Annotated in this window: 23 protein-coding genes, 1 rRNA gene and 1 pseudogene; 17 read left to right on the top strand and 8 right to left on the bottom strand. The window is 59.6% G+C overall.

Going from position 1 to position 26,425, the window contains the following annotated elements; all coding sequences use genetic code 11:
• Positions 1 to 8 precede the first annotated feature (8 nt).
• The 3 genes from AC6HU3_RS02530 to AC6HU3_RS02520 are packed head-to-tail and all read left to right on the top strand — an operon-like array spanning position 9 to position 3,039.
• Positions 9 to 1,193 carry a TolC family protein gene (locus AC6HU3_RS02530; RefSeq protein ID WP_497536278.1) on the top strand — a complete coding sequence of 395 codons (1,185 nt, stop codon included), beginning with the start codon at positions 9 to 11 and terminating at the stop codon, positions 1,191 to 1,193.
• Positions 1,190 to 2,356, top strand: a complete 1,167-nt coding sequence (locus AC6HU3_RS02525; RefSeq protein ID WP_497474384.1) for an efflux RND transporter periplasmic adaptor subunit — start codon at positions 1,190 to 1,192, stop codon at positions 2,354 to 2,356. The genes AC6HU3_RS02530 and AC6HU3_RS02525 overlap by 4 nt, the downstream gene beginning before the upstream one ends.
• Positions 2,357 to 2,358: 2 nt before the next feature.
• The gene (locus tag AC6HU3_RS02520; protein ID WP_497536277.1) at positions 2,359 to 3,039 is read left to right on the top strand and encodes an ABC transporter ATP-binding protein; all 681 of its coding nucleotides are present in this window, start codon (positions 2,359 to 2,361) and stop codon (positions 3,037 to 3,039) included.
• A 20-nt stretch (positions 3,040 to 3,059) separates the two neighbouring features.
• Here AC6HU3_RS02520 and AC6HU3_RS02515 read toward each other — a convergent pair whose 3' ends face one another.
• Together AC6HU3_RS02515 and AC6HU3_RS02510 are read right to left on the bottom strand one after the other, a co-directional pair.
• Positions 3,060 to 4,439, bottom strand: a complete 1,380-nt coding sequence (locus tag AC6HU3_RS02515; protein WP_497474382.1) for a 5-methylcytosine restriction system specificity protein McrC — start codon at positions 4,437 to 4,439, stop codon at positions 3,060 to 3,062.
• Between the two features lie 27 nt (positions 4,440 to 4,466).
• Positions 4,467 to 5,423 carry an McrB family protein gene (locus tag AC6HU3_RS02510; protein WP_497474380.1) on the bottom strand — a complete coding sequence of 319 codons (957 nt, stop codon included), beginning with the start codon at positions 5,421 to 5,423 and terminating at the stop codon, positions 4,467 to 4,469.
• Positions 5,424 to 5,435: 12 nt separating this feature from the next.
• Here AC6HU3_RS02510 and AC6HU3_RS02505 point away from each other — a divergent pair, with 12 nt between their 5' ends.
• On the top strand, positions 5,436 to 6,095 hold the full coding sequence (locus tag AC6HU3_RS02505) for a hypothetical protein (protein WP_497474378.1): 660 nt from the start codon (positions 5,436 to 5,438) through the stop codon (positions 6,093 to 6,095).
• Here the strand turns inward: AC6HU3_RS02505 and AC6HU3_RS02500 are convergent.
• On the bottom strand, positions 6,089 to 7,906 hold the full coding sequence (locus AC6HU3_RS02500; RefSeq protein ID WP_497474377.1) for an McrB family protein: 1,818 nt from the start codon (positions 7,904 to 7,906) through the stop codon (positions 6,089 to 6,091). The genes AC6HU3_RS02505 and AC6HU3_RS02500 overlap by 7 nt on opposite strands.
• A gap of 206 nt (positions 7,907 to 8,112) precedes the next feature.
• On the opposite strand from AC6HU3_RS02500, the gene AC6HU3_RS02495 reads away from it, so the two are divergent.
• The 5 genes from AC6HU3_RS02495 to AC6HU3_RS02475 are packed head-to-tail and all read left to right on the top strand — an operon-like array spanning position 8,113 to position 15,667.
• On the top strand, positions 8,113 to 10,905 hold the full coding sequence (locus tag AC6HU3_RS02495; protein ID WP_497474376.1) for a DEAD/DEAH box helicase: 2,793 nt from the start codon (positions 8,113 to 8,115) through the stop codon (positions 10,903 to 10,905).
• Positions 10,835 to 11,647 (top strand): hypothetical protein, encoded by an 813-nt coding sequence (locus AC6HU3_RS02490; protein ID WP_497474374.1) that lies wholly within the window; start codon positions 10,835 to 10,837, stop codon positions 11,645 to 11,647. Before AC6HU3_RS02495 ends, AC6HU3_RS02490 begins: the two co-directional genes overlap by 71 nt.
• Positions 11,648 to 11,672: 25 nt before the next feature.
• Positions 11,673 to 12,944 (top strand): peptidylprolyl isomerase, encoded by a 1,272-nt coding sequence (locus tag AC6HU3_RS02485; RefSeq protein WP_497474372.1) that lies wholly within the window; start codon positions 11,673 to 11,675, stop codon positions 12,942 to 12,944.
• 3 nt (positions 12,945 to 12,947) lie between these two features.
• Complete coding sequence (locus AC6HU3_RS02480) at positions 12,948 to 14,849, top strand: N-acetylmuramoyl-L-alanine amidase family protein (protein ID WP_497474370.1); 1,902 nt, start codon at positions 12,948 to 12,950, stop codon at positions 14,847 to 14,849.
• Entirely contained in the window at positions 14,846 to 15,667 is an 822-nt protein-coding gene (locus AC6HU3_RS02475) for a COX15/CtaA family protein (protein ID WP_497474368.1), read from the top strand. Before AC6HU3_RS02480 ends, AC6HU3_RS02475 begins: the two co-directional genes overlap by 4 nt.
• On the opposite strand, the gene AC6HU3_RS02470 is transcribed toward AC6HU3_RS02475, so the two are convergent.
• The 3 genes from AC6HU3_RS02470 to AC6HU3_RS02460 are packed head-to-tail and all read right to left on the bottom strand — an operon-like array spanning position 15,661 to position 18,503.
• A complete protein-coding gene (locus AC6HU3_RS02470; protein WP_497474366.1) occupies positions 15,661 to 15,996 on the bottom strand; it encodes a PASTA domain-containing protein in 336 nt (111 codons plus the stop codon). The genes AC6HU3_RS02475 and AC6HU3_RS02470 overlap by 7 nt on opposite strands.
• 9 nt (positions 15,997 to 16,005) lie before the next feature.
• On the bottom strand, positions 16,006 to 17,772 hold the full coding sequence (locus tag AC6HU3_RS02465; protein WP_497474364.1) for a phospholipase D-like domain-containing protein: 1,767 nt from the start codon (positions 17,770 to 17,772) through the stop codon (positions 16,006 to 16,008).
• Positions 17,757 to 18,503, bottom strand: coding sequence for an undecaprenyl-diphosphate phosphatase (locus AC6HU3_RS02460; RefSeq protein ID WP_497474362.1), 747 nt, complete (start codon positions 18,501 to 18,503; stop codon positions 17,757 to 17,759). The genes AC6HU3_RS02465 and AC6HU3_RS02460 overlap by 16 nt, the downstream gene beginning before the upstream one ends.
• 880 nt (positions 18,504 to 19,383) lie before the next feature.
• Here AC6HU3_RS02460 and AC6HU3_RS02455 point away from each other — a divergent pair.
• On the top strand, positions 19,384 to 20,367 hold the full coding sequence (locus AC6HU3_RS02455; RefSeq protein WP_497474360.1) for a hypothetical protein: 984 nt from the start codon (positions 19,384 to 19,386) through the stop codon (positions 20,365 to 20,367).
• A gap of 88 nt (positions 20,368 to 20,455) precedes the next feature.
• Here AC6HU3_RS02455 and AC6HU3_RS02450 read toward each other — a convergent pair whose 3' ends face one another.
• Together AC6HU3_RS02450 and AC6HU3_RS02445 are read right to left on the bottom strand one after the other, a co-directional pair.
• Positions 20,456 to 20,746 carry a hypothetical protein gene (locus AC6HU3_RS02450; protein WP_497536325.1) on the bottom strand — a complete coding sequence of 97 codons (291 nt, stop codon included), beginning with the start codon at positions 20,744 to 20,746 and terminating at the stop codon, positions 20,456 to 20,458.
• 52 nt (positions 20,747 to 20,798) lie between these two features.
• Positions 20,799 to 21,062 (bottom strand): annotated as a pseudogene (locus AC6HU3_RS02445) (transposase); the annotation flags it as partial.
• A gap of 732 nt (positions 21,063 to 21,794) precedes the next feature.
• Here AC6HU3_RS02445 and AC6HU3_RS02440 point away from each other — a divergent pair.
• From AC6HU3_RS02440 to rplQ, 7 genes are all read left to right on the top strand, one after another.
• A 16S ribosomal RNA gene (locus AC6HU3_RS02440) occupies positions 21,795 to 23,371 on the top strand.
• Between the two features lie 132 nt (positions 23,372 to 23,503).
• Positions 23,504 to 23,620 carry a 50S ribosomal protein L36 gene (gene rpmJ / locus AC6HU3_RS02435; RefSeq protein ID WP_497474359.1) on the top strand — a complete coding sequence of 39 codons (117 nt, stop codon included), beginning with the start codon at positions 23,504 to 23,506 and terminating at the stop codon, positions 23,618 to 23,620.
• A gap of 4 nt (positions 23,621 to 23,624) precedes the next feature.
• Positions 23,625 to 23,999, top strand: coding sequence for a 30S ribosomal protein S13 (rpsM, locus tag AC6HU3_RS02430; RefSeq protein WP_497474356.1), 375 nt, complete (start codon positions 23,625 to 23,627; stop codon positions 23,997 to 23,999).
• Positions 24,000 to 24,011: 12 nt separating this feature from the next.
• On the top strand, positions 24,012 to 24,419 hold the full coding sequence (gene rpsK / locus AC6HU3_RS02425) for a 30S ribosomal protein S11 (protein WP_497474354.1): 408 nt from the start codon (positions 24,012 to 24,014) through the stop codon (positions 24,417 to 24,419).
• Complete coding sequence (gene rpsD, locus AC6HU3_RS02420; RefSeq protein WP_497474352.1) at positions 24,419 to 25,051, top strand: 30S ribosomal protein S4; 633 nt, start codon at positions 24,419 to 24,421, stop codon at positions 25,049 to 25,051. The genes rpsK and rpsD overlap by 1 nt, the downstream gene beginning before the upstream one ends.
• Before the next feature lie 11 nt (positions 25,052 to 25,062).
• Entirely contained in the window at positions 25,063 to 26,007 is a 945-nt protein-coding gene (locus AC6HU3_RS02415; RefSeq protein ID WP_497474350.1) for a DNA-directed RNA polymerase subunit alpha, read from the top strand.
• Positions 25,994 to 26,398 carry a 50S ribosomal protein L17 gene (rplQ, locus tag AC6HU3_RS02410; RefSeq protein ID WP_497474349.1) on the top strand — a complete coding sequence of 135 codons (405 nt, stop codon included), beginning with the start codon at positions 25,994 to 25,996 and terminating at the stop codon, positions 26,396 to 26,398. Before AC6HU3_RS02415 ends, rplQ begins: the two co-directional genes overlap by 14 nt.
• The last annotated feature ends 27 nt before the right edge of the window (positions 26,399 to 26,425 follow it).

The raw sequence follows: 26,425 nt of genomic DNA, 5'->3' as shown, positions 1-26,425 counted from the left end.
CGGTGCTGATGTTTCTGGTGACACTGACCTTTCAACAGGCCTGGGAGCAGGCCCTTCGTGGACCGGAGGGACAGATTCCGGACGTCCAGGTCCAGCAGGCCCGGATTGCCTTTGTTCAGAGCGTGACCGGGATTCTTCCCTGGGGAAGCGTGTCCGCACGCTACACCAGCGCTTTCACCGCCCCGCCCAGCCTTCCCCTTCCCGTTGCACCGGACCGGTATTACAGCCACGTCCTTTCCCTGCGCCTGGTCCTCTTTTCTCCGGCGTGGATCGAAGAAGCCCTCCAGGCCCGGGCCCGCCTGACGGATCAGGAGCTGGCCCGCCGGCAGGCGCGATACAACCTGTATGTCCAGGTGGCCCAGGCCTATGCCCGCGCCTGGCAGGCCCAGGAGGCCCTGAAACTCCGGAAAGCCCGGATGGAAAGCGCGGAACTGGCTCTCCGTGCCACCCGGAGACGGATGGAGCTGGGGGCGGCCACCGAACTGGATCTTCTCAACGCGCAATACGCCTATCTCCAGGCTCAGACCCGCCTCCAGGAGGCGGAAAAAAACGCCCGGGACGCCCTGGACGAACTTGCGGCCCTTCTGGGACTGGAGGAACTCCGGGACACCCTCGCCCCTCCGGATCTGGAGGATCTTCCCCTCCCTTTGCCCGAGAGGGAGCCCGGGTATGTGCGAGCGAAAAAGTCCCGGTTCTATGCGGGCCTTTCGTTCCTTGCCGGGGTGGCCTCCTTCCTGCCGGAAGTTTCCATGGAATGGACCTGGAGCAAATCGGCGTATGACCTTCCGGCCTGGTCGGACCTCACACGGGACCAGCGCTATATGGACGGATGGACGATTTCCCTTCAGTTCTCGCTGGACCGGTATCTGTTTGGACTCTGGAGCCGGAAGACGAACACGCGCCTTGCGGAACTTCAGGCCCGTTCGGCCTATCTTTCAGCCCTGACGCAGGCCCGGAGCCTGGCGAGGGAGGAGCGTCTTCTTGCGGTGCAGGAAGAAGAGCGCCATGCCGCGCTGGACGTGGCGAAACGGGCACGGGAGCTCGCGGAAAAACGGTATGCCCTGGGGGAGGTTTCCCTTCTTGAGCTCCTGGAGGTTCAGGATCAATATCTGGAGGCACAGGAAGCCTGGATCGGCTTTCGTGCCCAGCGGTTTGTTCACCGTGCACGGCGTGCCTGGGAGGTGATGCGATGAAACGGATTGTCTGGATTGCTGGTGCGCTTGTTCTTCTTTTGATCGCGGGCCTGGGGGTCCGCAAACTCCGGGGGAAGGAGGTCACCGTCCGGGTGACGGTGGTGGAGCGGGGCCGTCTTGAGAAAACCGTGGAAGTGGAGGGCGTGCTCCACGCCGTTCAGGAGGCGGAGATTCTCCCGGACGTGAGTGGAAAAATTCTCGGGGTGCGGGTGAAGGAAGGGGACACCGTTCGGGAGGGGGATACCCTGCTGGTGATTGATCCCTCGGAATACCGGGCGCGGGTGCTGGAGCTTTCCGCCCAGCTCCTTGCGGACAGCGCCCGTTTTCGCAAGCTCCAGCGGGATCTGGAACGGGCGAAGAAACTTCTGGCGGACTCTCTGGTCTCGCCCGTGGATGTCCAGAACCTGGAAAGCGATCTCCGGGCCCTTGAAGCCCAGCTCAAAGCCCAGGCCTATGCCCTGGAAGAGGCGAAGGTGCGCCTTTCCAAAACGGTGGTCCGGGCGCCCTTTTCCGGCGTGGTCCTCCGGGTCTACAAGGAACCCGGGGACCAGGCCATCGCCACCGGGTTCAACGTGAGTGAAAACGTGCTCATGGTCCTTGCGGACACCCGGGGGTATTATGCGGAGGTGCTGGTGGACGAGACGGAAATGCCCACCCTCCGTCCGGGTCTTCCGGCCCGGGTGTTTGTGACCGCCCTGCCGGGGCGCCCCCTCCGGGGAAAGGTTTCAGCCCTCGCCGGGATCCCCCAGGACTTTTTCAACCAGAGCTCCCAGGAAGGAACCGTGTTTCCGGTGAAAATTGAACTGCAGGATCTCCCGGAGGGGCTTTTTCCGGGGATGAACGCCCGCGCGGAAATCCTTGTGGAACGTCTGGACAGCGTGCTCCGGATTCCCCGGGCCGCCATCGGGAAAGACGGTGAGGGCGCCTTTGTGTGGAGGGTGTCCGGTGGCAGGGTTCAGAAGGTCTGGATCCGGACGGGTCTCCGGGCGGATCTTTTTGTGGAGGTCAAAGAAGGCCTTGCGGAAGGGGATACGGTGGTGGTGGGGCCGTCCTCCGTTCAGCGAAAACTCCGGGAAGGTCAGACGGTCCAGGTGGAGATGGAGGAGCTCTCCACCCGGCAAGGCCCTCGTCGGAAGGTCGGCATGCCCCGGAGGAGACGGTGATCCTGCTGGAAACCCGGGACCTGGTGAAGGTGTATCGCCGGGGGACAGTGGACGTCCCGGCGCTGCGGGGGGTGAGTTTTTCGGTGGAGGAGGGAGAATACGTGGCCATCATGGGGCCGTCGGGCTCGGGCAAGTCCACCCTGATGCACATCCTGGGGTGCCTTCTCACCCCCACGTCGGGGGCCTACCGGTTGAAGGGGGTGGAGGTGTCTGTTCTCACGGATGAGGAACGGGCACGTTTGCGCCGGGAGGAGATCGGGTTTGTGTTTCAGCGGTTCAATCTCCTGCCCCGGCTCACCGTGCTGGAGAACGTGGAACTTCCCATGATGTATGCGGGTGTGCCGGCCCGGGAGCGCCGCCGGCGGGCGCTGGAACTCCTCGAACGGGTGGGGCTGGCTCACCGGGCGGACCACACGCCCCTTGAGATTTCCGGAGGAGAAGCCCAGCGGGTGGCCATCGCCCGGTCCCTGGTGAACAACCCGTCCATTCTCCTTGCCGACGAGCCCACGGGGAACCTGGACACCCGGACGGGTGCATCCATCCTGGAGATGTTTGATGAACTCAACCGGGAGGGCCGGACCATCATCCTGGTGACCCACGACCCGGACGTGGCCCGGCACGCCCGGCGGGTGCTCCACATCCGGGACGGCGAGATCATGAAAGACGAACCCATCAGGGAATAAAAAACCCTTCCACCCTTCCGTTATGGGCGTAAAGGAACCTTGACCGGAATTTTTCCCATACGGACAAAGTTATGGAAAAATGCCGGATGTTGATCGCCCTCGGCAGGATAGAGAATCCACAGATACATGGGGCACTCCCTGTGATTCGAGGAACCCCGGTCTTTCCCCGTGTACTGCTTGAAAAGTTCTTCGGGTTCGATTCGCCCGTACAGGGCGATCTGCTGAAGATCTTCTTTCAGGGTGTCTCGATCCGTGTTATACCGGAGTTTGTATTTGGCATCGGCAATCATGAGATCCCCGTTTTGACACGCGATCACAAAATCCGGACGCAATTTCTTCACTTCCGTTTCAACCCCGCCTCCCTGGCCATATCCTGCATAGACCTCGTAATCCCGGATTTCTTTTTCACCCACAGGAAACGCAATTTCTTGCTTGCGGAGTTTGACTTCCACATACCGCTCGAACAGTTCGTTCATATCCACCCAGAAGGGATAAACCCGGCGCACACGGATATCTTCGTGATGGGCGAGGGGGTCGTATCCCAGCGTACGGAGAATGGCTCCCGCCAGTCGCAGGGCCTCGCGGTAGTCGGGGCGGATACGGCTTGTTTGAGCCTGCACCAGATCGGAAAGCAGAATGCGCACGAGCGAAACTCGTTCGAGAAAGGCCTGTTTGGGGCGCAGGATCAGGTCCCTCACCCGTGAATCTTTTGGCAAAAGGATGGAGAGGGCGTGTTCGGCTTTCACAAGCGCGGCATAGAGAATGCGGTTTTCGAGGGTATCCTCTTCAAAAGTAAAAATCCGGGCTTCCACCCGATCCCGGTATCCCCGAAGATGGTGCTGTCGAAGGGTTGCCCCCACCAGAATCCGGCCCCGAACCCTTCCCCGAAGGGTGTGATCCCTCACGCGGTAACCCTTTTCAAGCCCACGGTGAACGAGAGGATTCAATGTATGGAGATAGGCAAGAAGAAGCATGGGCAAATACACAGACGGGACCTCTTTCACCTCCACTGGAGGGAGATCCACCCGGATGTCATAAGTTATCTTTTGCTGAACGTGCTTTTGCGCCACGGGATGACCAAGCACGTCCATCAACATGGCCGCAGCGTCAAGATGCTCCATTTTCGGCAAAACCCGAAGATAAAGGTCCCGGTTTCCCGGCAAAGGCATGAGTCCCACACGGGACGAAGCGCGAAGGTTCACTTCCCCCTTTTCTTCCTCCACAGCAAGCTCCAGACCGAGCGGGTTTTCCTCAGGGTTATCCAGATCACGAAGGGAAAACCTGAATTCTTTTCCGCTGTACGTCAGGATTACGTGTGTTTCTTTTTCGTGGTCGAGGGATGATTCAATGCGTATCTGAATGTCCTGGATGGCTTCATATTCTTTCACGGAAAGGATCACGGGAGGCCTCCAGCTGTTTTTAATTTCTCAGGGGTACTCGGATTTTCTCCCGTTCAGCAGTTCTTCTTTCACCTGATCGACGGTGACCGGTTTTTTCTCCTTATCGAGGAGTGTGAGGCCCCGAATGAAAAACTCTTTTTTCTCCGTCTCCGTTGCCATTACAAGGGTGAGAGGGATGTTGGTTCCGTCTCTGTTTGTGTTCACCAGGCCGTCGGCGACGTATTCGGCAAGCAGGGGGACCACCTGATAGAGGAATTTGAAGGCGACGGTGTCCCGATCGCCCATGAAATAGGTGTGTCCCACGGCAATATCGGCCGGCACGATGTCGGGGGCAGCGTTGTCTTCGATCCACCGGTTCACCGCTTTCATGAGCGGGCGGGCGAAGGGCGAAGCCTTCTCTGGATCAGCGGGCATGGGAATGAAGACAAAGCGCCGGCGGACGGCGTAGTCCAGGCGTCCTGCGGAGCGATCCGCAGTGTTCATCGTACCGATCACATAGAGGTTTTTGGGCACAGTGATTTCACCGCCGTAAAGGGTGTTCACCGTGGAGTCCCGGTATTCCAGGGCATAAATGAGTTCACCGAGGACCGCGGGAAGATTGGCCCGGTTGATCTCGTCCAGGATGAGGACATAGGGATTGTTCTTATCCTTCCGGGCTTTTTCGGCCATTTCCGCGAAAACCCGGTCCACGATCTCATAGGAGATCTGACCGTTCTTGGTTTTGACCTCAATGCCCCGGATGAAGTCTTCGTAGTGGTAGGCGGGATGGAACTGCACCAGTTTCCAGCGTTTCTGGATCTCTTCCGACTCCAGTTCGGCCTCCCAGTTTCCGGAAGGAAGTTTTCTCGTGATGAGAAGGTAGGCGATCTGTTTGGCGGTCCAGGTCTTGCCGGTTCCGGGCGGACCGGAGAGGATGAGGTTGGGGAAGCGGTCAATGAGGGCCCGTGTTTTCTCAAGATTTTTCTCCTGTTCTGCCTGTTTCAAGATCTGTTTGATTTGAGCCTTTACCTCCTCTTTTTGGATGAGAGCAAACGTCCCCTGTGGATGGTAGTCAATGCGTTTTTCATCCCAGGAAGCAATCACTTCAACAGACCGAAAAAGCGGGAACCATACCCCATCTGGAGCTGTTTTTTTCTCGACCTTTACTTCAAGTTGTTCCAGAATTTCCGGACTTTCCAGACTTTCCTTCTTGGATCGATCCAGATAAACCTTGTCATCGCGTACCTTCACAATAGCTTGATACCACGTTCCACCTTCATCGTTATACCATACGAAAACGAGATCCCCTGGCTTGAGTTTCTTTGTGAAACGCTCAACATCGTCTCGGCCTTTTTTCCAGACTCCCATGCCGATCACACCATCCTTTTCGACGTAGTGTTTTACGGCTTCGGCCCCACTCTGAAACACCGGTTTATTTTCCTTATCCTTAAAATCCTTAAACCAATCTGGTCTGTATTTCTTGTTTGGATGGAGCTGAATGTACCATACGTTGTTCACCATAAACCTCCTGTGTTTGTGGGCTTATGCTCCACCACCGCACTTTCGAGTAGCTACAGTGCAGTAACGCAAAATCGATCCATTCAGGCGCCACCTGACCCACGGATCACCATGAGCCGTTCCTTTGAACAGGGCGTTCGTCGTGACGAAGTTCACTGAAACAGCTCCTTGACCTTTTCTTCGGACACAGGTACTCCAGACTTCTCAAAAAGTTGCGCCCCTTGGATAATAAACTCGTGAGAAGTGCCCCCAATTTTGAGAGAAAGATGAAAACCTCTGCCTTCTCGCTCCGCATTTACCAAGCCGTCGGCGATATATTCAGCAAGCAGGGGGACCACCTGATAGAGGAATTTGAAGGCGACGGTGTCCCGATCGCCCATGAAATAGGTGTGTCCCACGGCAATATCGGCCGGCACGATGTCGGGGGCAGCGTTGTCTTCGATCCACCGGTTCACCGCTTCCATGAGCGGTTGGGCAAAGGGCGAAGCCTTCTCTGGATCGGCGGGCATGGGGATGAAGACGAAGCGCCGACGGACGGCGTAGTCCAGTCTCCCGGCGGAGCGATCCGCCGTGTTCATCGTGCCGATCACATAGAGGTTTTTCGGCACGGTAATTTTACCACCGTAAAGGGTGTTCACCGTGGAGTCCCGGTATTCCAGGGCATAGATGAGTTCGCCGAGGACCGCGGGGAGATTGGCCCGGTTGATCTCGTCCAGGATGAGGACGTAGGGATTGTTCTCATCCTCACGGGCTTTTTTGGCCATTTTCGCGAAAACCCGGTCCACGATCTCATAGGTGATCTGACCGTTCTCTTTACCGCTCTCGTTGTTCTCTTTGTTCTCGTTGTTCTCGTTCCCTTTGTTCTCTTTTTTGACCCTAACCTCAATGCCGCGGATGAAGTCTTCGTAGTGGTAGGCGGGATGGAACTGAACCAGCGCCCACCGGTCACGGTATGTATCGTCGTTCAGTTCTTCCTGCCAGTTGCTTTCCAGATCGGGGATTTTTCCGGTGATGAGATAATAGGCAATCAGCCTGGCTGTCCAGGTCTTGCCGGTTCCGGGAGGACCTGCAAGGATCAGGTTGGGGGGAAAGCTTTTGAGCAATGTTTCGGCTTCTTTCACGTGTTCAATGATCTTTTGTGCCTTCAAGTCCTCTCCAGCATGACCCGGATTGCTGGCCCTGTTCCAGACATCTTCTGGCCAGAGAAACTCAAAAAGCGGCCAGAGGGTGACAAAAGTTTCGGCGACGAGCTCGACCAGCCCTCTTCCGGATTTTTCCGCCTGTTCATCCAGCCGCACCGCGTCATTGCAGGACATCTCAATGCCAACGAGCCAGGCGTTGTAAGGTTTATTTCCGCCAAGGATGGGCTCACCCTCTTCGTTGGCAACGTATTTACGCAGCAGTTCTTGAACTTTCTCCTTTGACACAGCTTGCGTTTCCCGGGTGTCGAAAATTATGTTGACCTCGATCGGTTCGCCATTTTCATTCTTTCTCCCACCTATAATCACCTTTCCCGCAATATCAGAAGGAAGTCGCATTCGAATAAGGTTATATAGATTTTGAAGTTTCTCATGCAACACATCCACAAATTCTCCGCCCGCCTTTACATGCTTCACGAGACGATCCGCATCGCGACCATCGGATGGATTTTGGGTGGGCCATTCTACCATAGTTCCGAAACGGATGATCCGTTCATCTTTATCTCGAGAGAAAAAGAAATGGGCCTGGTTTTGCCAGTCAGAGTCCGAACGAACCTTTATGTTAGGATTGTAAAAGTGCAGCATAAGCCAATCAGAACGGGGATTCCAGGGTCGTGCGTTGAAGTCATCCAGGTGCGGAAGATGTTCTGAGAGACGTTGTTTGACAGAAACCCACAGGGTGTTTTGTCCGCGGTGTTTTCTTAGTGCATCCTTATCTACGTACTCTTCGCAGTCCTCTTCATGTATCCGAAACGTTTTCAGAGCAGCCATGCCTTAACCTCCTTTCGCAACATTCTGCCTAAAGATACTCTCCGATTCCTGGACCTTCAACACGGTTCCTTGAAGTTCACAGGACTGGAGATTTCCCCATCTCCCAGCCCCCTATGATACACCCAAAAATGGTAAACGTTAACGTTTTTCTGGACGGGTCGGTCTTCCCCGTTCATCCACCGCACCGTATCATATCCCTGAACGTCATGCGTGTGCGCGAGCGGCAGGAACTCCGAACCTGGCTTGCCTCCCATCCGCCCCGGACGGGGTGGCCGGAGGGTCTGGTTGCCCTGTGGGTGGCGAATGCGGCGCGGGAAGGGGAAGTGCTCGTGCTGGAAGGGCTTTCCTCGGCCCTCCACCTCGCCCTTTCCCGCAGTCTTCCAGCATTTCCCGGCATTTTCCTGGCGGATCCCCGGGAGCCTTCCCTTCTCCCCACCCGGAAAAACGTCCTGCTTCTCCGGGAAGGGGAGGATCTCCCGGAACTCCTGATGCCCACGGAAAAGTGGTTCCTCCGGCCCGGGGATGAACTGGATCCCTGGGAATTCGGGGAACGCCTCACCCGGGCGGGCTATGAACGGGTGGACTATGTGGTGGAAGAGGGGCAGTGGGCCCGAAGGGGGAGTGTCCTGGACGTGTTCCCCCGGGGGGGTGAGGACCCGGTGCGCCTGGAGGTGGACGGGGAGGTGATCGCCTCCCTTCGCCGGTTTCACCCCCTCACCCAGCGAAGCGAAGGCAACCTCCCTGAACTCCTGCTGTATCTCGGACAGACACCGGTGAAGCCCCGAAGGGTGAGACTTCAGGAGGGACCTCAGGACGGGGTTCATCCCACCCCGCCCTCCGGAGGTGATCCCGCCCGACTGGTGGCCTTCGCCCGAAAGATGCGGGAAGCGGGCTTTCGGGTTCTGCTCTTTCTTCTTCCCTCGCAGCGAAAACTCCCCTGGGTGGGAGAACTGGAGGGAGTGGCGGAGTTCCACGAAGGGCTGTTTGAAGAGGGCGCGGTGCTGGAAGACGCCGGCGTGGTTCTCCTTTCGGCCGGAGAGATCTATCCCCTGGTGGTGGAGAAGCGGAAACGCCTCGGTGAGCGCATCGAGGACCCCCATCGCCTGGAACCTGGCGAGGTGGTGGTTCACTGGGATTATGGCCTGGGCCGGTTTGCCGGACTGGAGCGGATCGAACACGCCGGAAAGACCTATGATGCGGTCAAACTCATCTATCGGGACGGAACCGTGTTCGTTCCCGTTCACCGTCTGGACCTTCTGGAGCGTTATCCGGTGGAGGATCCGGATCGGGTCCGCCTGTCCAGCCTGGGAAGCACCTCATGGCTCCTGCGACGGCGGAAGTTTGAGAAGGACATCCTGGCCTATGCCCAGACCATCCTGAAAATCCACGCCCTCCGGCAAATCCAGCCCGGCTTTGCCTTCCAGATTCCGGAGGATCTCCTGGAGCATCTGTCCCGGACCTTTCCGTATGACGAAACCCCCGATCAGACCCGGGTCCTTCAGGAAGTGCTTCAGGATATGGCCTCTTCCCGGCCGATGGACCGCCTCCTCGCCGGAGATGTGGGGTTTGGAAAAACCGAGGTGGCGGTTCGGGCGGCGGCGGTGGCGGTGTGGAACGGAAAGCAGGTCCTGGTGCTCGTGCCCACCACCCTTCTGGCCCTCCAGCACCACCGGACCTTCCGGGATCGGCTGGGCGAACTCTTCCGGGTGGAGGTGATCTCCCGATTCCAGTCCGACCGGCAGGTTCGGGTGATTCTGGAAGGCTTGAAGCAGGGCATGGTGGACATCGTGATTGCCACCCCCCGGGTGTTCTTTCAGGAAAGGGTGGACTTTCGCGACCTCGGGCTCCTTGTGATTGATGAGGAACACCGGTTTGGGGTGAAACAGAAGGAGTTTTTCCGGGAGCGGTATCCCACCGTGGACACCCTGCGCATGACCGCAACCCCCATCCCCCGCACGCTGTATGCCGCCCTGGGCAAAATCTACGATCTCTCGGTGATGGAGATCCCGCCACGGGGACGGATGCCGGTGGCCACCTTTGTGGGCGCGTGGGATCCCGACCTTGTGCGCTATGCCGTCGAAAAAGAACTGGGTCGGGGAGGGCAGGTGTTTTATGTGTACAACCGGATCCGGGGGCTTTTGAAACGGAAGCGTATGATGGAGGACTGGTTTCCCGGCGTGCGGGTGGGGCTCGCCCACGGGAAGCTGAGCCGGAAGGAGCTGGAAAACGTGTTCCTCCGGTTTCTCTCCGGGGACATCCAGATTCTGGTGGCCACAGCTCTGCTCGAGACCGGCGTGGACGTCCCGGAAGCCAACACCCTGATCGTGGAGAAAGCCGAGCTCTTCGGTCTTGCGGAGCTCCATCAGCTGCGGGGACGGGTGGGGCGGAGCACCCGGCAGGCCTATGCCTATTTTTTCCACGATCGCAAGGCGAGCGAAAAGGCCCGAACCCGCCTGGAGGTTCTCCGGAAATACGCCCATCTGGGAAGCGGCATGGCCATTGCCACCATGGACATGAAGCAGCGGGGGGTGGGAAATCTCCTGGGGCTTGCCCAGCACGGCACCGCCCACGCGCTGGGCTATGGTCTGTTCTTCCGTCTGGTGGAGGAGGCGGTGTCTTTCCTTTCGGGGAAGCGCCCCAGTCAGGTGGAGGTCACGCTGGAAGATTCCGCCTTCATCCCGGATACTTATATCCCGGACGGAGCCACCCGGACGGTGGTGTATCGCCGTTTGTTTGAAACCACCACGGAGGAGGAAGTTCAGGCGCTTGCGGAGGAATTGCGGGATCGGTTCGGTCCCCCACCCCGGGAGGTGGAGGTGCTCCTGGGTCTGGCACGTGCGCGAATCCGTGCGGCGCGGGAAGGATTTGATCGCGTCCGGGTGAGAAAGGGACAGATTTTCTTTGTGCGAGCCAATCAGGAGGTGCTCGGTGAACGGGTGGATGAACTGGTTTCGATGGGCAACGACGGGGTTTCTGGTCGTGGGTCTCGCCGCCTGTGAGGACAACGTGGAGCCGAAGGGCACACCGGTGGTGGTGGGTCAGCATGTGGTGGTGACGGATTCGGACCTTGTGTGGTATGGCATTCCCTTCCCGAAGCTCTCCCGGGAGCAGCAGGAACAGGTGGTGGAGGAGTGGAAGAACCAGGTGGCCCTGTATGAGGAAGCCCTTGCCCGGGGTTATCTGGAGCGTCCGGACATCCGCCGAAAGCTGAAGCTCGTGGAAGTGTCGGCGGTGGCCAGCTGGCTCCTGGAGGACCTGTCCCGGGAAGCGGTGTCGCAGGAAGCCTTTGCCCGGTTTCTTGAGCAATACGGGGATCTTTTCCGGGTTCGGGCGACGGTGGTGGCGGTGTATTATGAAGACAGCACGCAAACCCCGCGGATCCAGAGCATTCTGAAGCGCCGGTGGGCCCTTTCGGGGATTGGCGATGCCCTGGATCGGGTGCCGGAGACCCAGTATACCTTTGCCGAAGATGTGGTGCTGGGCGAGTGGGTGGTGAGCCATCTTCCGGAATCCCTCTGGTCCCGTGTTCCGGTGCCGGAGAAATCCCTGGAGGTGGTGGGACCGCTCCGGCTCAACAGTTTCTGGGTGCTGGTGCGGATCACCGATGTGACCCGGGCGGAGGATGTCCTCATTCCCCTTGACCGTATCCGGGCCTTTTTTATGGAACATGAGCGCATGAAACGCCGGGAGACCCTGATTCAGGAACTGCGCTCCCGGCATCTTGTGGACACACGTCCCTGACCAGGAAAAAACAAGGAGGATCTGGATGAACTGGATGTTGCTCCTCGGGCTTCTGGTCCAGAGTGCACCCCAGGACCGCGTGGCGGCACTGGTGGACGGCGAACCCATCATGCTTTCCGAGGTGCGGGAAGCCCTCTTTATGATGGTTCCCCAGCCTCTTCTCGCCCAGGCGGATCCCAGAACGGTGGACAGCCTGGAGCGGGTGGTGCTGGACGAACTGATCAAGCGGAAAATCCTGTATCTTGAGGCCAGGAAAGATACCGCCCTTCAGGTGACGGATGAGGAAGTGGAACAGAACCTGGACGCCCAGCTCCAGGAGCTGGAAAAACAGTTTGGAAAGGAACAGCTGGACGCCATGCTGAAGCAGAACAACACCTCCCGGCAGGAGCTCAAGGATCTCTATCGGGATCGGGTCCGGGAGGATCTTCTGGTTCAGAAGTTTGTCCAGACACGGATTGCGCCGAAGGTCACCATCACGCCGGATGAACTTCAGGCCTTTTATGAGCAGGTGAAGGACACCCTCCGCCAGCCGGAGGAGGTCCGGCTCTATCAGATCGTGGTGCTGGTGAAACCTTCCGATGAAGCCCTTCAGGTGACGGCCCGAAAGGCCCGGAAAGTGTTTGATCAGATCACGAAAGGTGGACTTTCTTTTGAGGAGGCCGCCCGGCAGTATTCGGACGACCGGGCCTCGGCGGAAAAGGGCGGTCTGGTGGGAGAAATTCCCCGATCGGGCCTCTATGAACTCCTCCCGGACACCCTTGCGGACAAAATCCTGAAAGCCAAACCCGGAACGGTGTTTCCGCCCCAGCGCCTTCCCCTGGGTTATGCCATTTTCAAGGTGGACACCCTGACCGATCAGTCGGTGGTTCTCCGGTACATCATGTTCCGGGCCGAGCAAACCGTTCAGGACACCCTTCGGGCAAAGAGGCTTGCCCAGGAGATCGCCGAGCGGGCACGGAAGGGGGAGAGTTTCTCCAAACTCGCCCTGAAATATTCCGACGATCATGCCACCCGGGATCTGGGAGGCGATGCAGGGTGGAAACGGCTGGATCTTCTCCCGCCGGAGGTGGCGCAGGTGATCCGGGAGCTCAAGCCGGGTGAGATCAGTGATCCGGTGTTTTTTGAGGGCGCATTCTGGGTGTTTATGGTGAAGGAGAAACGGGGTGGCGAGACCCCGCCCTTCGAACAGGTGCAGGATCAGCTCCGGCAGATTCTGTTTGGGCGGAAACTCCAGGCGGCGGTGGAAGCGTTCATTGAGAAGGTGCGGGATCGCCACACGGTTGAGATCAAACTCTGATCCATGGCGGGCAGGCCGTTGCGGGTGGTCCTGGATCCGGGCCACGGAGGAGGGCAGACGGGCACCCGGGGTCCCCGGGGAACCCTGGAGAAAGACGTCAACCTCAGGGTGGCGCGGGAACTTGCCCCGCGCCTGCGGGCCCTGGGACTGCAGGTGGTCCTGACCCGGGAAGACGATGTGGAGCGCGCCCTGGACGAACGGGTGGCGGTGGAAGGGGACCTCTGGATCTCCATCCATCACAACGCCACCGCCGAGGGACCTCCCCTCCTGAACCGGGGTGAATTTTATGTTCCCCTTGTCCGGATCCATCCTTCCCTTGAGCTTGCCCGGGAGGTGATCCGGGCCTTTCAGGACCCCCGCTGGCCCTTTCCACCCCATCCCGAGCCCTTTCCCGCAACCTATCGGGTGCTGGTGCCGGATCGGGTGAGCCTTCTCACCGAGGCGTGTTATCTCCTCCATGAAGACGGAGAAGCCTTTCTGCTGGGGGAAGGGACCTCCCTGGAAGCGGAAATTCTGGCCCGGGCGGTGGAAGCCTTTCTGGACCGGACCGGGGGAACCGTTCCCCGGATCCGCGAGATGGAGCGAAGAAGAGATGTGCTGAGCTTTTCGGTGGAGGGGCCGGTGGATCCCTCCACCTTTGAAATCTGGCTCGGGGATCAGCGGCTTGCTGTGGACGATGACGAAGGAGATCGGTTTCATGTGCGGATCCCCCGGGACTTTCCCGCCGGTCGGTGGACGGTTCGGGCGCAGTTTTTCACACTGGAGGGGGTTCCATCTCTGCCTTTTGAGGCGCCGGTTTCGGTGGAACAGCCGGTGCACGGATTTGTGATGCACGCCTATCCGCTGTCCTTCCGGATCCCCTCCCATGTTCGGATCCGGGTTGTGGACCCCTTCGGGCGGCCGGCGCCGCCCGGGCTGCGGGTGGGGCTCCGCCTCCAGGACGGAGAAATCCTTGAGCGGGACGAACGCACCCGGCCCGGAGGAGAGGTCCATCTGGTGGTGCGCCTTCCCCGGGGGAGCGGGGTGCTGGAGGTGGATCTTCCCGGATTCAGCGGAGTTGGGCAACTCACCTATCAGGAACGGCGGACCTATCAGTTCGGCCGGATCCGGGATGCCCGGACGGGGGAGGTCCTGGAGAACGTGGACATCCACACGCCTTCAGGTGTGTTCCACCCCCTCCCGGGCGGGTGGTTTTTCACACCCGGCAGGGGACCCCTCACCTTCCGGGCCCGGGGCTATGGGGTGCTCCGGAAGGAGGGTGCCTCCGGTGAAGAGGTTCTCCTTGAGCCCCTCCTGGACGGCGTGCTCCACCGGAAGCTGTGGCTGGAAGGTCCTCCCGAGGTGGTTCGTCTCCTTGCAGGATGGTGCGCCTTTTTCGGAGCAGACGTCCATATCCCGCCGGAAGGTATGTCCGACGTGGACCGGGTGTTTCTTCAGAACGAGGTCCGTCCCGATCTCACCGTGATGTTTGAGGAGAGCCTCGATGAGCCCAGGATCGGGTTTTTCCCGGGGGTTCCGGAGGAGCGATCCGAAGGTCCGGCGCGCCGGCTTGCCCACACCCTTCACCGGATGGGCCTTCCCCACCGGGTGGGGGGAACTTCTTTTTACCGCCTGATCCATTACACCGGACTCCGGTTTGTGATCCGGAGACCGGCGTACCCTCCTGAGTTTGTGAACGCCCTGTTTGCCGCGCTGGTTCATCTCCTGGGTGGACCGGAGCCCTGGAGGCGGGTGGTGCGGGTGCACCGGGAAGGGGAGGGGCTTGTGGGGGTGGTGGTGCGGGTTGCCGGACTCCCTCTGTGGACACGAACCACGAGGGAAGGGATTGCCCATCTCTGGTCTCCCCTCCCCGATCCACAGCCGGTGATCCCGGAAGAGGCAGGAACCCTGGAGGTTCTGGAATGAAACGCAATCAACTGCTCTGGGTGACGGTGGGCACCATCATCGCCCTCATGGTGATGGGCAATCTGGTGAGCGTGATGGGGGCAGGGCTGGGATGCCCGGACTGGCCCCTCTGCTATGGACGGCTCATTCCTCCTCCCCGGTGGGATGCCTGGGTGGAGTTCACCCATCGGCTGCTGGGTCTTGTGACCACCGTCCTGATTCTCGTCTCCGCATGGACGCTATGGAAAGAGGGCCCTGCACTCTCTCGCAAACTCCTCCTGGCCGTGCTGGTTCTTCTTGCCGTCCAGATCCCCCTCGGGGGCATCGTGGTGTTCCTGGAACTTCCCGTCCTCATCACCTCCATTCACCTGGTGACGGCCTTTCTCATCCTTGGCCTCTTTTTCTTTGCCGTGTGGGCGGACGCCCGAAAGGCCGAACGCCTGATCCTTGTGGATCGCGCCGCCCTGGTGATGGTCGGGCTGGTACTCCTGCAGGTCTTCATCGGGGGCGTTCTTCGCCACAGCAAGGCGTCCCTGGCCTGTCCCGAATTCCCCACCTGTGTGGGGGGCGCCTGGTTTCCCCCGGTGATGACCCACGCCCTGGGCGTTCACCTCACCCACCGCTTTCTGGGCTATGCTCTTGCTCTTCTTCCCCTGTTTTTCATCCGCCGGAGGTGGGCGAGAGTTTTTCTCGGGCTGGTGGTGCTCCAGATCGCCCTGGGGGCCTGGACGGTGCTTTCCCGGGTGAACGTGGGGGTGGTGAGCCTCCACTACCTGAACGCCATCCTGATGTATCTCTTCCTTCTCCACACCGCCATCCGGCCGGTGTCGGATCAATAGTCGGGACCGCCGCTCACCACCAGACGGACCTTCCGGCCCTTCTTGATCCGCATCCCGCCATGGGGGTCCTGACGAACCACCGTGCCTTCCGGCTGGGTGGAGGCGATGGTGTCCACGTCTTCCAGGGGGATACGATGGGCGGCCAGGCTGTCCAGGGCTTCGTTGAGGGGAAGGCCGGTCACATCGGGAAGAAACACCTCCTGACCGTGCCGGGTGTAGGCCGGCATGACGCACCGGTCCAAGATTACAAAGGAAAGTCCTGACAGGAGAAAGATGGCCGTGACAAATCCCAGGAAACGGTCCCGCCATGCGCGAAAACGGGGTGACATGGTGTCCTCCTATCGAAGCAGGATTTTCTTCCCCTTTTGAAGAACGATCTGGAGCCCTCCCGGTCGGGCCAGCCTGCGGCCCAGGGGGTCAAACAGGGGCAACCTCCGGTCTTGCACGACACGCACACGGTGTTCCCGCACGCCCACAACCCCGTCGCCGGGGGAGGGGAGGAAGGTCCAGCCCAGGGTGTCTTCCACCAGCACACCCCGAAGGATCACGTGCGCGCCTGCGGGGGGAAGGGAAAACGTCCCGCCCCACCGCCCCACTTCCAGGGTGTCGGAACCCTGCCCCACCGTGAAGCGTCCCCCTCCCGAACGGAGAACCTGGAGGGGGCCGATTTCCACAAACACCCCTTCATAGGCCTCCTGAAGGAGGGAAGACAGGGACGATACGGGCCAGGGGGAAGGAGAAGGGTAGGCCCCTTCGGTCCACACGGTGTCCGCCACCACCAGGGTGGTGTGAAGGCTTTCCGCGATCATCCCGTGGAGGTGCACCCGGTCTCCGGGGGAAAAAGGGCCACCCGGAAGCCGGACCACCAGCCCCTGCCAGGGAAAGGGAAACACCGAATCCACCACGGCGTAGAGATCTCCGCTGAGGGGGGTGGCCACGGTCCAGATCCCGCCGATCCGCCGTCCGGCAAAGGAGGAACTGTCCCCGTCGGAACCGGTCATCTGAACGTTCACCGTTCGGAGGTGTCCGGGAAGTTTCCCGGTGCTGCTTGCCTCCTGCCACCGTGCTGCGAGTTCCTGGAGAAAGGCATCGGCCAGCGTGTCAGAGAGCACCAGCACCAGGTTTTCGTCGTTGGAAAAGAAACCGTTGTAGGTCCAGTTGGTGGACCCGAAGGCCACCCACCGGTCGTCAAAGACCCCCACCTTGTGATGGAGCCTGCCCTGAAGGCCATCCGGTGCCACCCAGGCCGGCGGGTCCCAGGGCGTTCCCACACAGGAAGGATCGCCCACCAGGCACCAGGATTCGGAGTTCCGGTCGGGATCCAGCCAGTTCCCTTCGTCAAAGAGACCCCCCACCACCGCTCCCTGTTCCCACACCATCCGGAGGGTTTCGGCGATTTCCCCCAGGGTGAAGAACCACTGCTCGAAAAAGGCGTGGGACCGGGTGGTGCGAACCACGGAGAGAAAAGTGTCCAGCACCGTGAAGGGATCCTGGGGGGAGAAGAACACATACACGTCGTGGCCGTTTACGGTGAGGTGATGGACGGCGGGGGTGAGCTTCCGGGTGCCCGTGCGGGAAGCCTGGGAATCGGGGAAGGGCCCGGAGGACCCCCACATCTCTTCAAAATCCTGGCGGAACACGGCCGCGAGGGCGGAATCGTCCATCACCACCACGTGGTTGGCGTCGGTGGTGGGGCTTGAAAAGTTGAGGGATCCCGTGATCACCCGGTATCCGTCCACGATGGCATATTTGTTGTGCATGGTGTGGCTGGTGTTCTGGCCGGCTGCGCTGTGAAGGACCGGGATGCCCGCGTTCTGCATCGCCTGAAAATACACGTGGTCCGACCCCGTATAATTGTTGTAATCGGCGATCACCCGCACCTGCACGCCCCGGTTGTGGGCGGCGATGAGGGCATCGGTGATGTCGTTCCGGTTGATGGAATAGATGCACACGTCAATGGAAGATTGGGCGTTGTTGAAAGCCTGGATGTAGATCTGGCCGAGATCGGTGTCTCCAACCGCCGGCGCAAACCGGGCAAGAGACGTGTCCACCGAAAGGGCAAAGAAGGGCTGGAAGGCCAGGAGAAAATTCAGAAGAGCAACCATAGTCCCACCAGTCCGGAAAGGGCAAGGGTGTAGGCACCGAACATCCAGAGCCGTCCGGTCAGGGTGAACCGGCGGAGCCACACCAGAGCCAGGAGTCCGCTGGCCAGGGAGGCACCGAAGGTGGAGAGGCTCAGGAGAGGGGGAAGAGCCTGGAAGTTCCCGTCCAGAAGTTCGAGAAGGAGGGCACCGGCCATGAGGGGAAACCCGATGAGAAAGGAGAAACGGAAGGCGCGATCGGCGTCCACACCGGCGTGGAGAGCGGTGGCAATGGTGGAACCGGACCGGGATATGCCGGGGAAAAGGGCGGCAATCTGGGCCACGCCCACAAGAAGCGCCCGGGACGGAGTCAGGTCATCCCGGGGGGATCGGGTGCGGGTGGAGAGAAGAAACAGACCATTTAGGAAGAAGGTAATCACGAGCGTACCGGGATGGGCGAAGGCACGTTCCACCACGTCGTCGAAGAACAGGCCCGCAAGACCGGCCGGGAGCATTCCCAGCACCACAAGTCCGAGCAGACGGGGCTTTCGGAACATGGAGAGAATGTCCCGCCAGAAATACAGCACGATGGCAAGGAGGGTCCCCCCGTGGGCCAGCACCTCCAGGGTGATGCCGGGCGTGCGAAGCCCCAGGAGATGCCGGGCGAGCACGAGATGGCCCGAACTGGAGACGGGAAGAAATTCGGTGAGCCCCTGCAGTACACCGAGGAGAAGACCGTCTGCAAGTTCGCGCATGCCGTAAGGATACGCCATCCATCCCGCCCCTTCATCCACCTGTGACTGACCTCCGGAGATGATTCGAACTGGGAGGCGGTCGGTTAGGGTGTCGGAATTCTTGTCCAGATAGCATGATATCATGGGAAGCTGAAGTCTTCGAACCAGTGCCTTAGGGGAACCCGGATGCCGTCTTTGATATACAGCAGGGATGTCGATCGTTTCAGATAATTTAGGTTTCGTTGATGTGTGATCGGTTTGAACTGATGAAGGTTCTTCCTTGGAGGTGATCGATGAAGTCCAGCAGACCTTCAACGGTTCAGTGCTGGAGCCGTATACTATTCCCGATGGTCGGGGCGATACTCTGGATGGTCGTTGCCACCTATCCCATCTTGCCCATGCCTGGAAAGTCAAATGGGTTTGTTTATTTCGGTTTTCGCGGGACGCTGTCCACCCTTTTCCCACCAACTCTGTGCGAGGGATATATCGTTATGTTCTGGACCTTTGCAGACCTGATGACCTCCGACAGGCGTTGTTCAGCGATGTCAGGCGGGGTGGTGATGACCACACCGAATTGGGTTGCCGGTTTCTTTGCGTTTCATGTTGGTTTCCTGACTCGTCTGGCCCCTCGTCTGTATGGGCTCCTGTATGCACCACCTGTTCACCTTGGCCTCGCCGTGCGGTCCTCCCTTTCTACCCGGGCCTGGTGGGGCGTGGAGGTCCTCTGGCGTAGGGGAGAAATCCGAACAGTTCCGGGTTCGGGGCGTTCGGAGACCCTTCTCAAACTGGACGAGATCTGGCTGTCCGGTGTCCTTGGAATGTCCGGGGTGCTGGTTTCTTTTCGCGTGCCCTACCATCACATCGTCTGGTGGGGACGGAACCCACAGGGGATGTTCAGCTTATGGTTGGACGTAGCCGTATATTTTTCTGGACCCCCTTCTTCTTCGCGCTGAGCGGTTGCAACGGGTGGAGCTATAGCGAGTGGTGTGGATCCCCGGATGTGGATCCGTCAGGGAGGCTTTTTCAGCACGGTGCGATCGCCCGGTATGAGGGGTTTCGGGCCGGGTTGTTCGGCACGGAGAACTATCTCTCTCGCATCATCTTTGAAGACGACAGTGCGTATTTTTTCATGTATGATCCCCCACAATTCTTGCAAAAAGCATACATGGCCTGGGGATGTGCTGCGGATCGTCCCCCCCGGGGTGCATCCCCCAGTGAATGCGAGGTGGGTGTTCCCGGAATTCTGTATGGGAAAACCCGATTCTATATCGGAGATCATGGAAACGTGATGAGCCTGTGTGAGAATGATGGATGGAACCCTCCCGGGTGCCTTGTGTTTTCTCGGCAGGAGGCGTTTCCTTATGTGGTGATCGACTCGGTTGTCTGGGGTGCGCTGTCCTTTTTCCGATCACCCCGGGGAAATTGGAACGTTTTCAGCGACTCTTCCGGTCTCGTGCTGTCATATTTACCGCAGGATTTACGGATTTTCCTTCCCATCCCTGCGTTCCGCGGTGATGTGGCGTGGTCTCCTTCGGAAGATACCTTCTGTATCGAAAACGTTCTGTTCCGCCGCACAGGGGATGCAGTGGAAACCCTGTACGTTTATGCGGATACCCTTCGGTGTGCAACCTGGGGGCCCGGGATAGATGCGATCACGGTTATTACCCAAAACGGCAATCAGTTCTTCTGGATGACACTGGATGGACGGGCGTGGGGATCGGTGCCCGAGTGGACCTATGAGGCGGAGCGCCCCCTGGAGCGCATTCGGTGGATTTATACTCCCGGGGATACCCTGCTCCTGGTGGACCGTCGGGTGATTCACCCCCGGGATGGTGTACGCAAAATATTAGGACCGGGCTGCACCGGCGCACTTCCCAGCCGCTGATAAATTTCGATCATTGATCCCTCCCATCGTCAGCGACTTCAGGGGGTCGTTGCCTCACGGAAAAATCTATTCGACCCCCGGCTGAAGTTCACCCATGAGTTCGGACACCTGGGTAGATGGATTGGATGAACGTGTGGTGGACACGTTGAATCAAGGATCTCCATTCTTTGAGCGGCAATCGCCATTTCTTCTCAAGCAGGATAAAAGGTCCGGAAAAGCGTTCCCATCTTGCAGAGCCTGTACGACGGAGAAGTTCCTGACGCACCTCTCCTCCAAGAAGCAGCACAATGCCGTAGACCAGGAGCATAAATCCTACCAGCTTTTCCATCACCGCTTGTTTCTTGCTCATCACATCTCCCAACCCCAGCAGGCTTTTCATGTCCCAAAACGTCCTCAATCTCCATCCGCCTGCGGTACAACCGCAGCGCTTCTTCAGGCTCCAGTGTGGTCATCAGCCACAGGGGTTCCTTCTGGCCCCACTCCCACACCCCGATAACGTTGACCTCCACTTCCCCACGGTATCGCAGCCCCCGAAAGACCACTTTTTCTCCAACAGGACATGTGAGATGGACCTTTCGTCCCTCGGCGTCCAGAAAAACCGGAGGACGGGATCCCATTCTCAAGCGGATCACGAAATTCATCCCCGCTTCCCGCAGATGGCGCAGGAGAGTCGTATAGCTGAATTCCCGGTCCATCACAAGGGGACGATTTCCAGAGAACCTTCCAGGAAAGAAGCGTCTGGATGTGGACGGCATTTCGTGAGCTTCCCGTATCTTTGAGAGTTCTTGAAGAGAAGGTGGTCATGGCAAAGGGGATGGCGCGTCCTCGCAGAGGGGCGGCGAGAACAAGGAGCCAGAAGCCGCGGGTTTTGCCATCTTTCAGGGTTCCGACGTATTCTGTCTTGCGGGCCTGGGGTCTTTCGATTTCGGTGACGTCAGCGATCACGAAGGGAGCGGTTTCGGGGAAAAGCCTCCAGAGGGTTTCATGGGGATTAAAATGTTCGAGGAAGCGCTGGATACGCTTATACGCGGCGCTTTCAGAAACGCCTTTCATCTTGCGAGCCATGGAAGAGATCCGGAGTGACCGGGCGTCCAGGAGAGCATATCCGATTTCCGTTGCTCGTTCTGCAAAGCGAGGATCCGGAAAAAGAACTTGCATGAACGACTTCAGGGGTATAAACTTCCTCATGGGGATCCTCCTTTCTTTTCGTTGTTTCTTGTTCAGCAGGGAAAGTATACAGCTTTCCCCCGGAGGATCCCCACCTCCCTTTCACTCCTGTCCGAACTCTTGTCCGGAGGCCAGACCCCCGGATCTTGACATCTCCTCCGGGGAGGTGTATCCTTATAAGGCTCGCAAATCCGGGCAAGTGATCTTTGGCAAGTGAGGATTGCGTGAGAGGAAGGTATCGGTGATTGAGACAGGATTTCCCTATGGAGGGTTTGATCCTGGCTCAGGGCTAACGCTGGCAGCGTGCCTTAGCCATGCAAGTCGAGCGGGGGTTGTTCTCCTAGTGGGAGCAACCTTAGCGGCGGACGGCGGAGTAACACGTGACCAACCTGCCCCCCGGAGGGGGACAACCCTGGGAAACTGGGGCTAATCCCCCATACAGCCTCTGTGGGGCATCCCATGGAGGTGAAAGGGGGCCTCTGCGAAGCAAGCTCCCGCCGGGGGAGGGGGTCGCGGCCCATCAGGTAGTTGGTGGGGTAATGGCCCACCAAGCCGATGACGGGTAGCCGGCGTGAGAGCGCGGCCGGCCCGAGGGGCACTGAGACACGGGCCCCACTCCTACGGGAGGCAGCAGGCTGGAAATTTGGGCAATGGGGGAAACCCTGACCCAGCGACGCTGCGTGGGGGAAGAAGCCCTTCGGGGTGTAAACCCCTGTCAGGGAGGACGAAGGGAGGCAGGGCGAACAGTCCTGTCTCTTGACGGTACTCCCAGAGGAAGCCCCGGCTAACCCCGTGCCAGCAGCCGCGGTAATACGGGGGGGGCGAGCGTTGCCCGGAATCACTGGGCTTAAAGGGGGCGTAGGCGGCCGGGTGTGTCGGGTGTGTAATCCACCGGCTCAACCGGTGGGCTGCATCCGAAACTGCCCGGCTAGAGGGCGTCAGAGGGGACCGGAACGCCCGGTGTAGCGGTGAAATGCGTGGATATCGGGCGGAACGCCGGTGGGGAAGCCGGGTCCCTGGGGCGCGCCTGACGCTGAGGCCCGAAAGCCAGGGGAGCGAAGGGGATTAGATACCCCCGTAGTCCTGGCCGTAAACGATGCCCACTAGGTGTGGGGGAGAGAAGTCTCCTCCGTGCCGAAGGGAAACCGATAAGTGGGCCGCCTGGGGAGTACGCCCGCAAGGGTGAAACTCAAAGGAATTGGCGGGGGCCCGCACAAGCGGCGGAGCGCGTGGTTTAATTCGATGCTAACCGAAGAACCTTACCCGGGCTTGACATGCCGGTGGTACCCTGCCTGAAAGGGTGGGGGACCCCTTTGGGGAGCCGGCACAGGTGCTGCACGGCTGTCGTCAGCTCGTGCCGTGAGGTGTTGGGTTAAGTCCCGCAACGAGCGCAACCCCTGCCCTTAGTTGCCACGGCGGCTATAGGCCGGCTGGGCACACTAAGGGGACTGCCGGCGATGAGCCGGAGGAAGGTGGGGATGACGTCAAGTCCGTGTGGCCTTTATGCCCGGGGCTACACACGCGCTACAATGGGTGGTACAGAGGGAAGCGACCCTGTGAGGGGGAGCGGATCCCTAAAGCCACCCCCAGTTCGGATCGCAGGCTGCAACTCGCCTGCGTGAAGCCGGAGTCGCTAGTAATCGCCGATCAGCAAAGCGGCGGTGAATACGTTCCCGGGCCTTGCACACACCGCCCGTCACGCCATGGGAGCCGGCTTCACCCGAAGACGGCCCGCCCAACCCGCAAGGGAGGGAGGTCGTTGAGGGTGGGGTCGGTGACTGGGGCGAAGTCGTAACAAGGTAGCCGTACGGGAACGTGCGGCTGGATCACCTCCTTTACAGAGAAACTCCCCTCCTTCCTCTCGCGCAATCCTCACTTGCTTTTTTTAAGTTTTGTATCAATGGGGCTTCCTCGAACAATCGCGCTCTCCCCTGGTTGGATGGGTTTATATGAACCGAGAGGTTATGACATGAAGGTTCGTGCATCGGTCAAAAAGATGTGTGAACACTGCCGGATTATCCGGCGGAAAGGTCGGGTGTATGTGATCTGCAAACGCAACCCGAAGCACAAACAGAGACAGGGGTGAGAGGATGGCTCGCATCGCAGGTGTGGATCTTCCCCGGAACAAGCGCATTGATGTTGCGCTGACCTATATTTATGGCATCGGATGGAGCACCTCCCGGAAAATCCTTGAGAAAACCGGTGTGGATCCCTCCAAGCGGGTGAAGGATCTCACCCCGGAAGAGGTGACCCTCCTGCGGCAGGAAGTGGAGAACAACTACAAGGTGGAAGGTGCCCTCCGGGCCGAGGTTCAGCGGAACATTCAGCGACTCATCGAGATCGGCTGCTACCGTGGAATCCGTCACAAGCTGGGCCTTCCCGTGCGTGGACAGCGGACCCGTCACAACGCCCGGACCCGGAAGGGGCCGCGGGGGAACATGTTTCGTCGGAGTCGAAAAGGATAAGGAGATCGCGCAATGGCAAGACGTCGTCGGGGACCCAGTCAGGCAGCGCTCAAGCGTAAACGCGCCAAACACATAGAGCCTGTGGGGATTGCCCACATTCAGTCCACTTTCAACAACACCATCGTGACCATCACCGACACCCGGGGCAACACCATCTCCTGGGCGAGCGGGGGTACGGCCGGATTCAAGGGAACCCGGAAGGGAACCCCGTTTGCTGCATCCCTTGCCGCCCGTCGTGCGGCGGAAGAGGCCTATGCCCTGGGGGTGCGCCAGGTGGAGGTGCGGGTGAAAGGTCCCGGTCCCGGTCGTGAGGCGGCCATTCGTGCCCTTGCGAGCGCGGGGCTTCAGATCACGGCCATTGTGGATGTGACCCCCATTCCCCACAACGGACCCCGTCCCCCGAAACGCAGGAGGGTGTGATGGCACGGTACACCGGACCCAAGTGCAGGCTCTGTCGTCGGGAAGGAGAAAAACTCTTTTTGAAAGGGGCCAAGTGCTTTTCGCCCAAGTGTCCGCTGGAGAGGAGGAAATATCCTCCGGGCCAGCACGGTCCCTCTCGCCGCCGCCGGAAACTCTCCATCTATGGTCTGCAGCTTCGTGAGAAGCAGAAGGTGAAGCGGATTTATGGTGTGCTGGAAGGACAGTTCCGTCGCTATTTTGAAATGGCTCGCCGGATGGGCGGAAACACGGGGGAAAACCTTCTGTCCCTTCTGGAGCGGCGCCTGGACAACGTGGTGTATCGTCTGGGATTTGCCTCGTCCCGGTCCCAGGCACGCCAGCTTGTGCGGCACGGGCACGTGCTGGTGAATGGCCGGAAGGTGGACATTCCTTCCTATCTTGTCCGGATCGGCGATGTGGTGGAGCTTGCCCCCAGGATGCGCAACAATCCCTTTGTTCAGGAGGCCTTTGAAGCCATCCGTCCGGACGAGGTGGTGCCCTGGCTTTCGGTGGACAAAGACCATTTCCGCGGGCGTGTGGAACGGCTTCCGGTCCGTGCGGACATCACCCATCCCATTAACGAACGGCTCATCATCGAGCTCTACTCCAAGTAAGGGGGAACGCGATGCAACTCGTTTTTCCGGAAGAAACGCTGGTTGTGGAGAAGAAGGATGGGTATGGGCGGTTCGTGATCCGTCCCCTTTCCCGGGGCTACGGTCACACCCTGGGTAACGCCCTGCGGCGGGTGATCCTTTCCTCCATTCCGGGGCTTGCGGTGGTGGCCGTTCGGATTGAGGGAACGGACGGACCGGTCCTCCACGAGTTCTCCACCATTTCCGGTATGCTGGAGGACGTTCCCACCCTGATCCTGAACCTGAAACGCCTTCGCTTTCGGAAAGCCGGTGGATTCACGGGCAAGGCGGAGGTGTTTCTGAACAAGCGGGGTGCGGGGGAGGTGACGGCGGCGGACCTGGAACTGCCCGGAGAACTGGAAATCGCCAATCCCGACCAGCACATTGCCACCCTCACGGACGAGGGGGCGGTTCTGCGGATTGAGATGTGGGTGTATGAGGGAATCGGCTATGTTCCCGCGGAGGAGCTGGATCAGGAGTTCCCGGAGATTCAGGACCTGCCGCAGATGTACATCCTCACCGATGCCCTGTTTTCCCCGGTTCGCAAGGTGAACTTCACAGTGGAAGGTACCCGGGTGGGCGCCCGCACGGACTATGATCAGCTGGTGCTGGAGGTCTGGACGGACGGGACGGTGGACCCGGAGGATGCCTTTCTCCATGCGGCGCGGACCCTGTCGGATGCCTTTGAACGCATCCAGTTTGTCTCCCGCGCGCAGGTGGAAGCGTCCGATGAACCCATCGGTACCCTCGGGCTTTCGGCTCGCGTCGCCCGTGCACTGGAGGATGCGGGCATCACAACGGTGGGACAGCTTGTGAACCTCTCGGCCAGCGAGGTGCTTGCCCTTCCCAAAATCGGAGAAAAAGCTCTGGACGAGATCCGGGAGGCGCTGGAACGCAAGGGTCTCAGGTTGAAGGAGGAAGCCCATGAGGCATCTTAAGCGGGGACGCAAACTCGGTCGGGATCATGAGCACCGGAGGGCTCTGCTCCGGAATCAGGTTCGTTCCCTTTTCCTGTATGGCCGGATCACCACCACCCTGGCCAAAGCGAAAGAGGTCCGGCGCTATGCGGAGAAAATGATTACCCTTGCCCGAAAGGGAGATCTTGCCTCTCGCAGGCAGGCCCGGCGTTTTCTGGTGGACCGTGTGTTCACCAACTATGTGTTTGAGGTTTTCCCCGGGCTGTTTGCTGATCGGAACAGCGGGTTCGTGCGGTTCTATCGGCTGGAACCCCGCAAGGGCGACGGTGCCGAGATGGCCATGCTGGAACTTGTGAACTTCAACGAGGACGAAGCGAAGAAAGTCCGGAAGCGCCTGGGGCTTCTTCACTGATCGCAGGCGGTGCCTGAACGATCCGGG

The sequence above is a fragment of the Caldifarcimen microaerophilum genome, from assembly GCF_055387105.1.
Note: the sequence above shows the minus strand (reverse complement) of the source record. Positions and strands in the feature narration are given on the sequence as shown.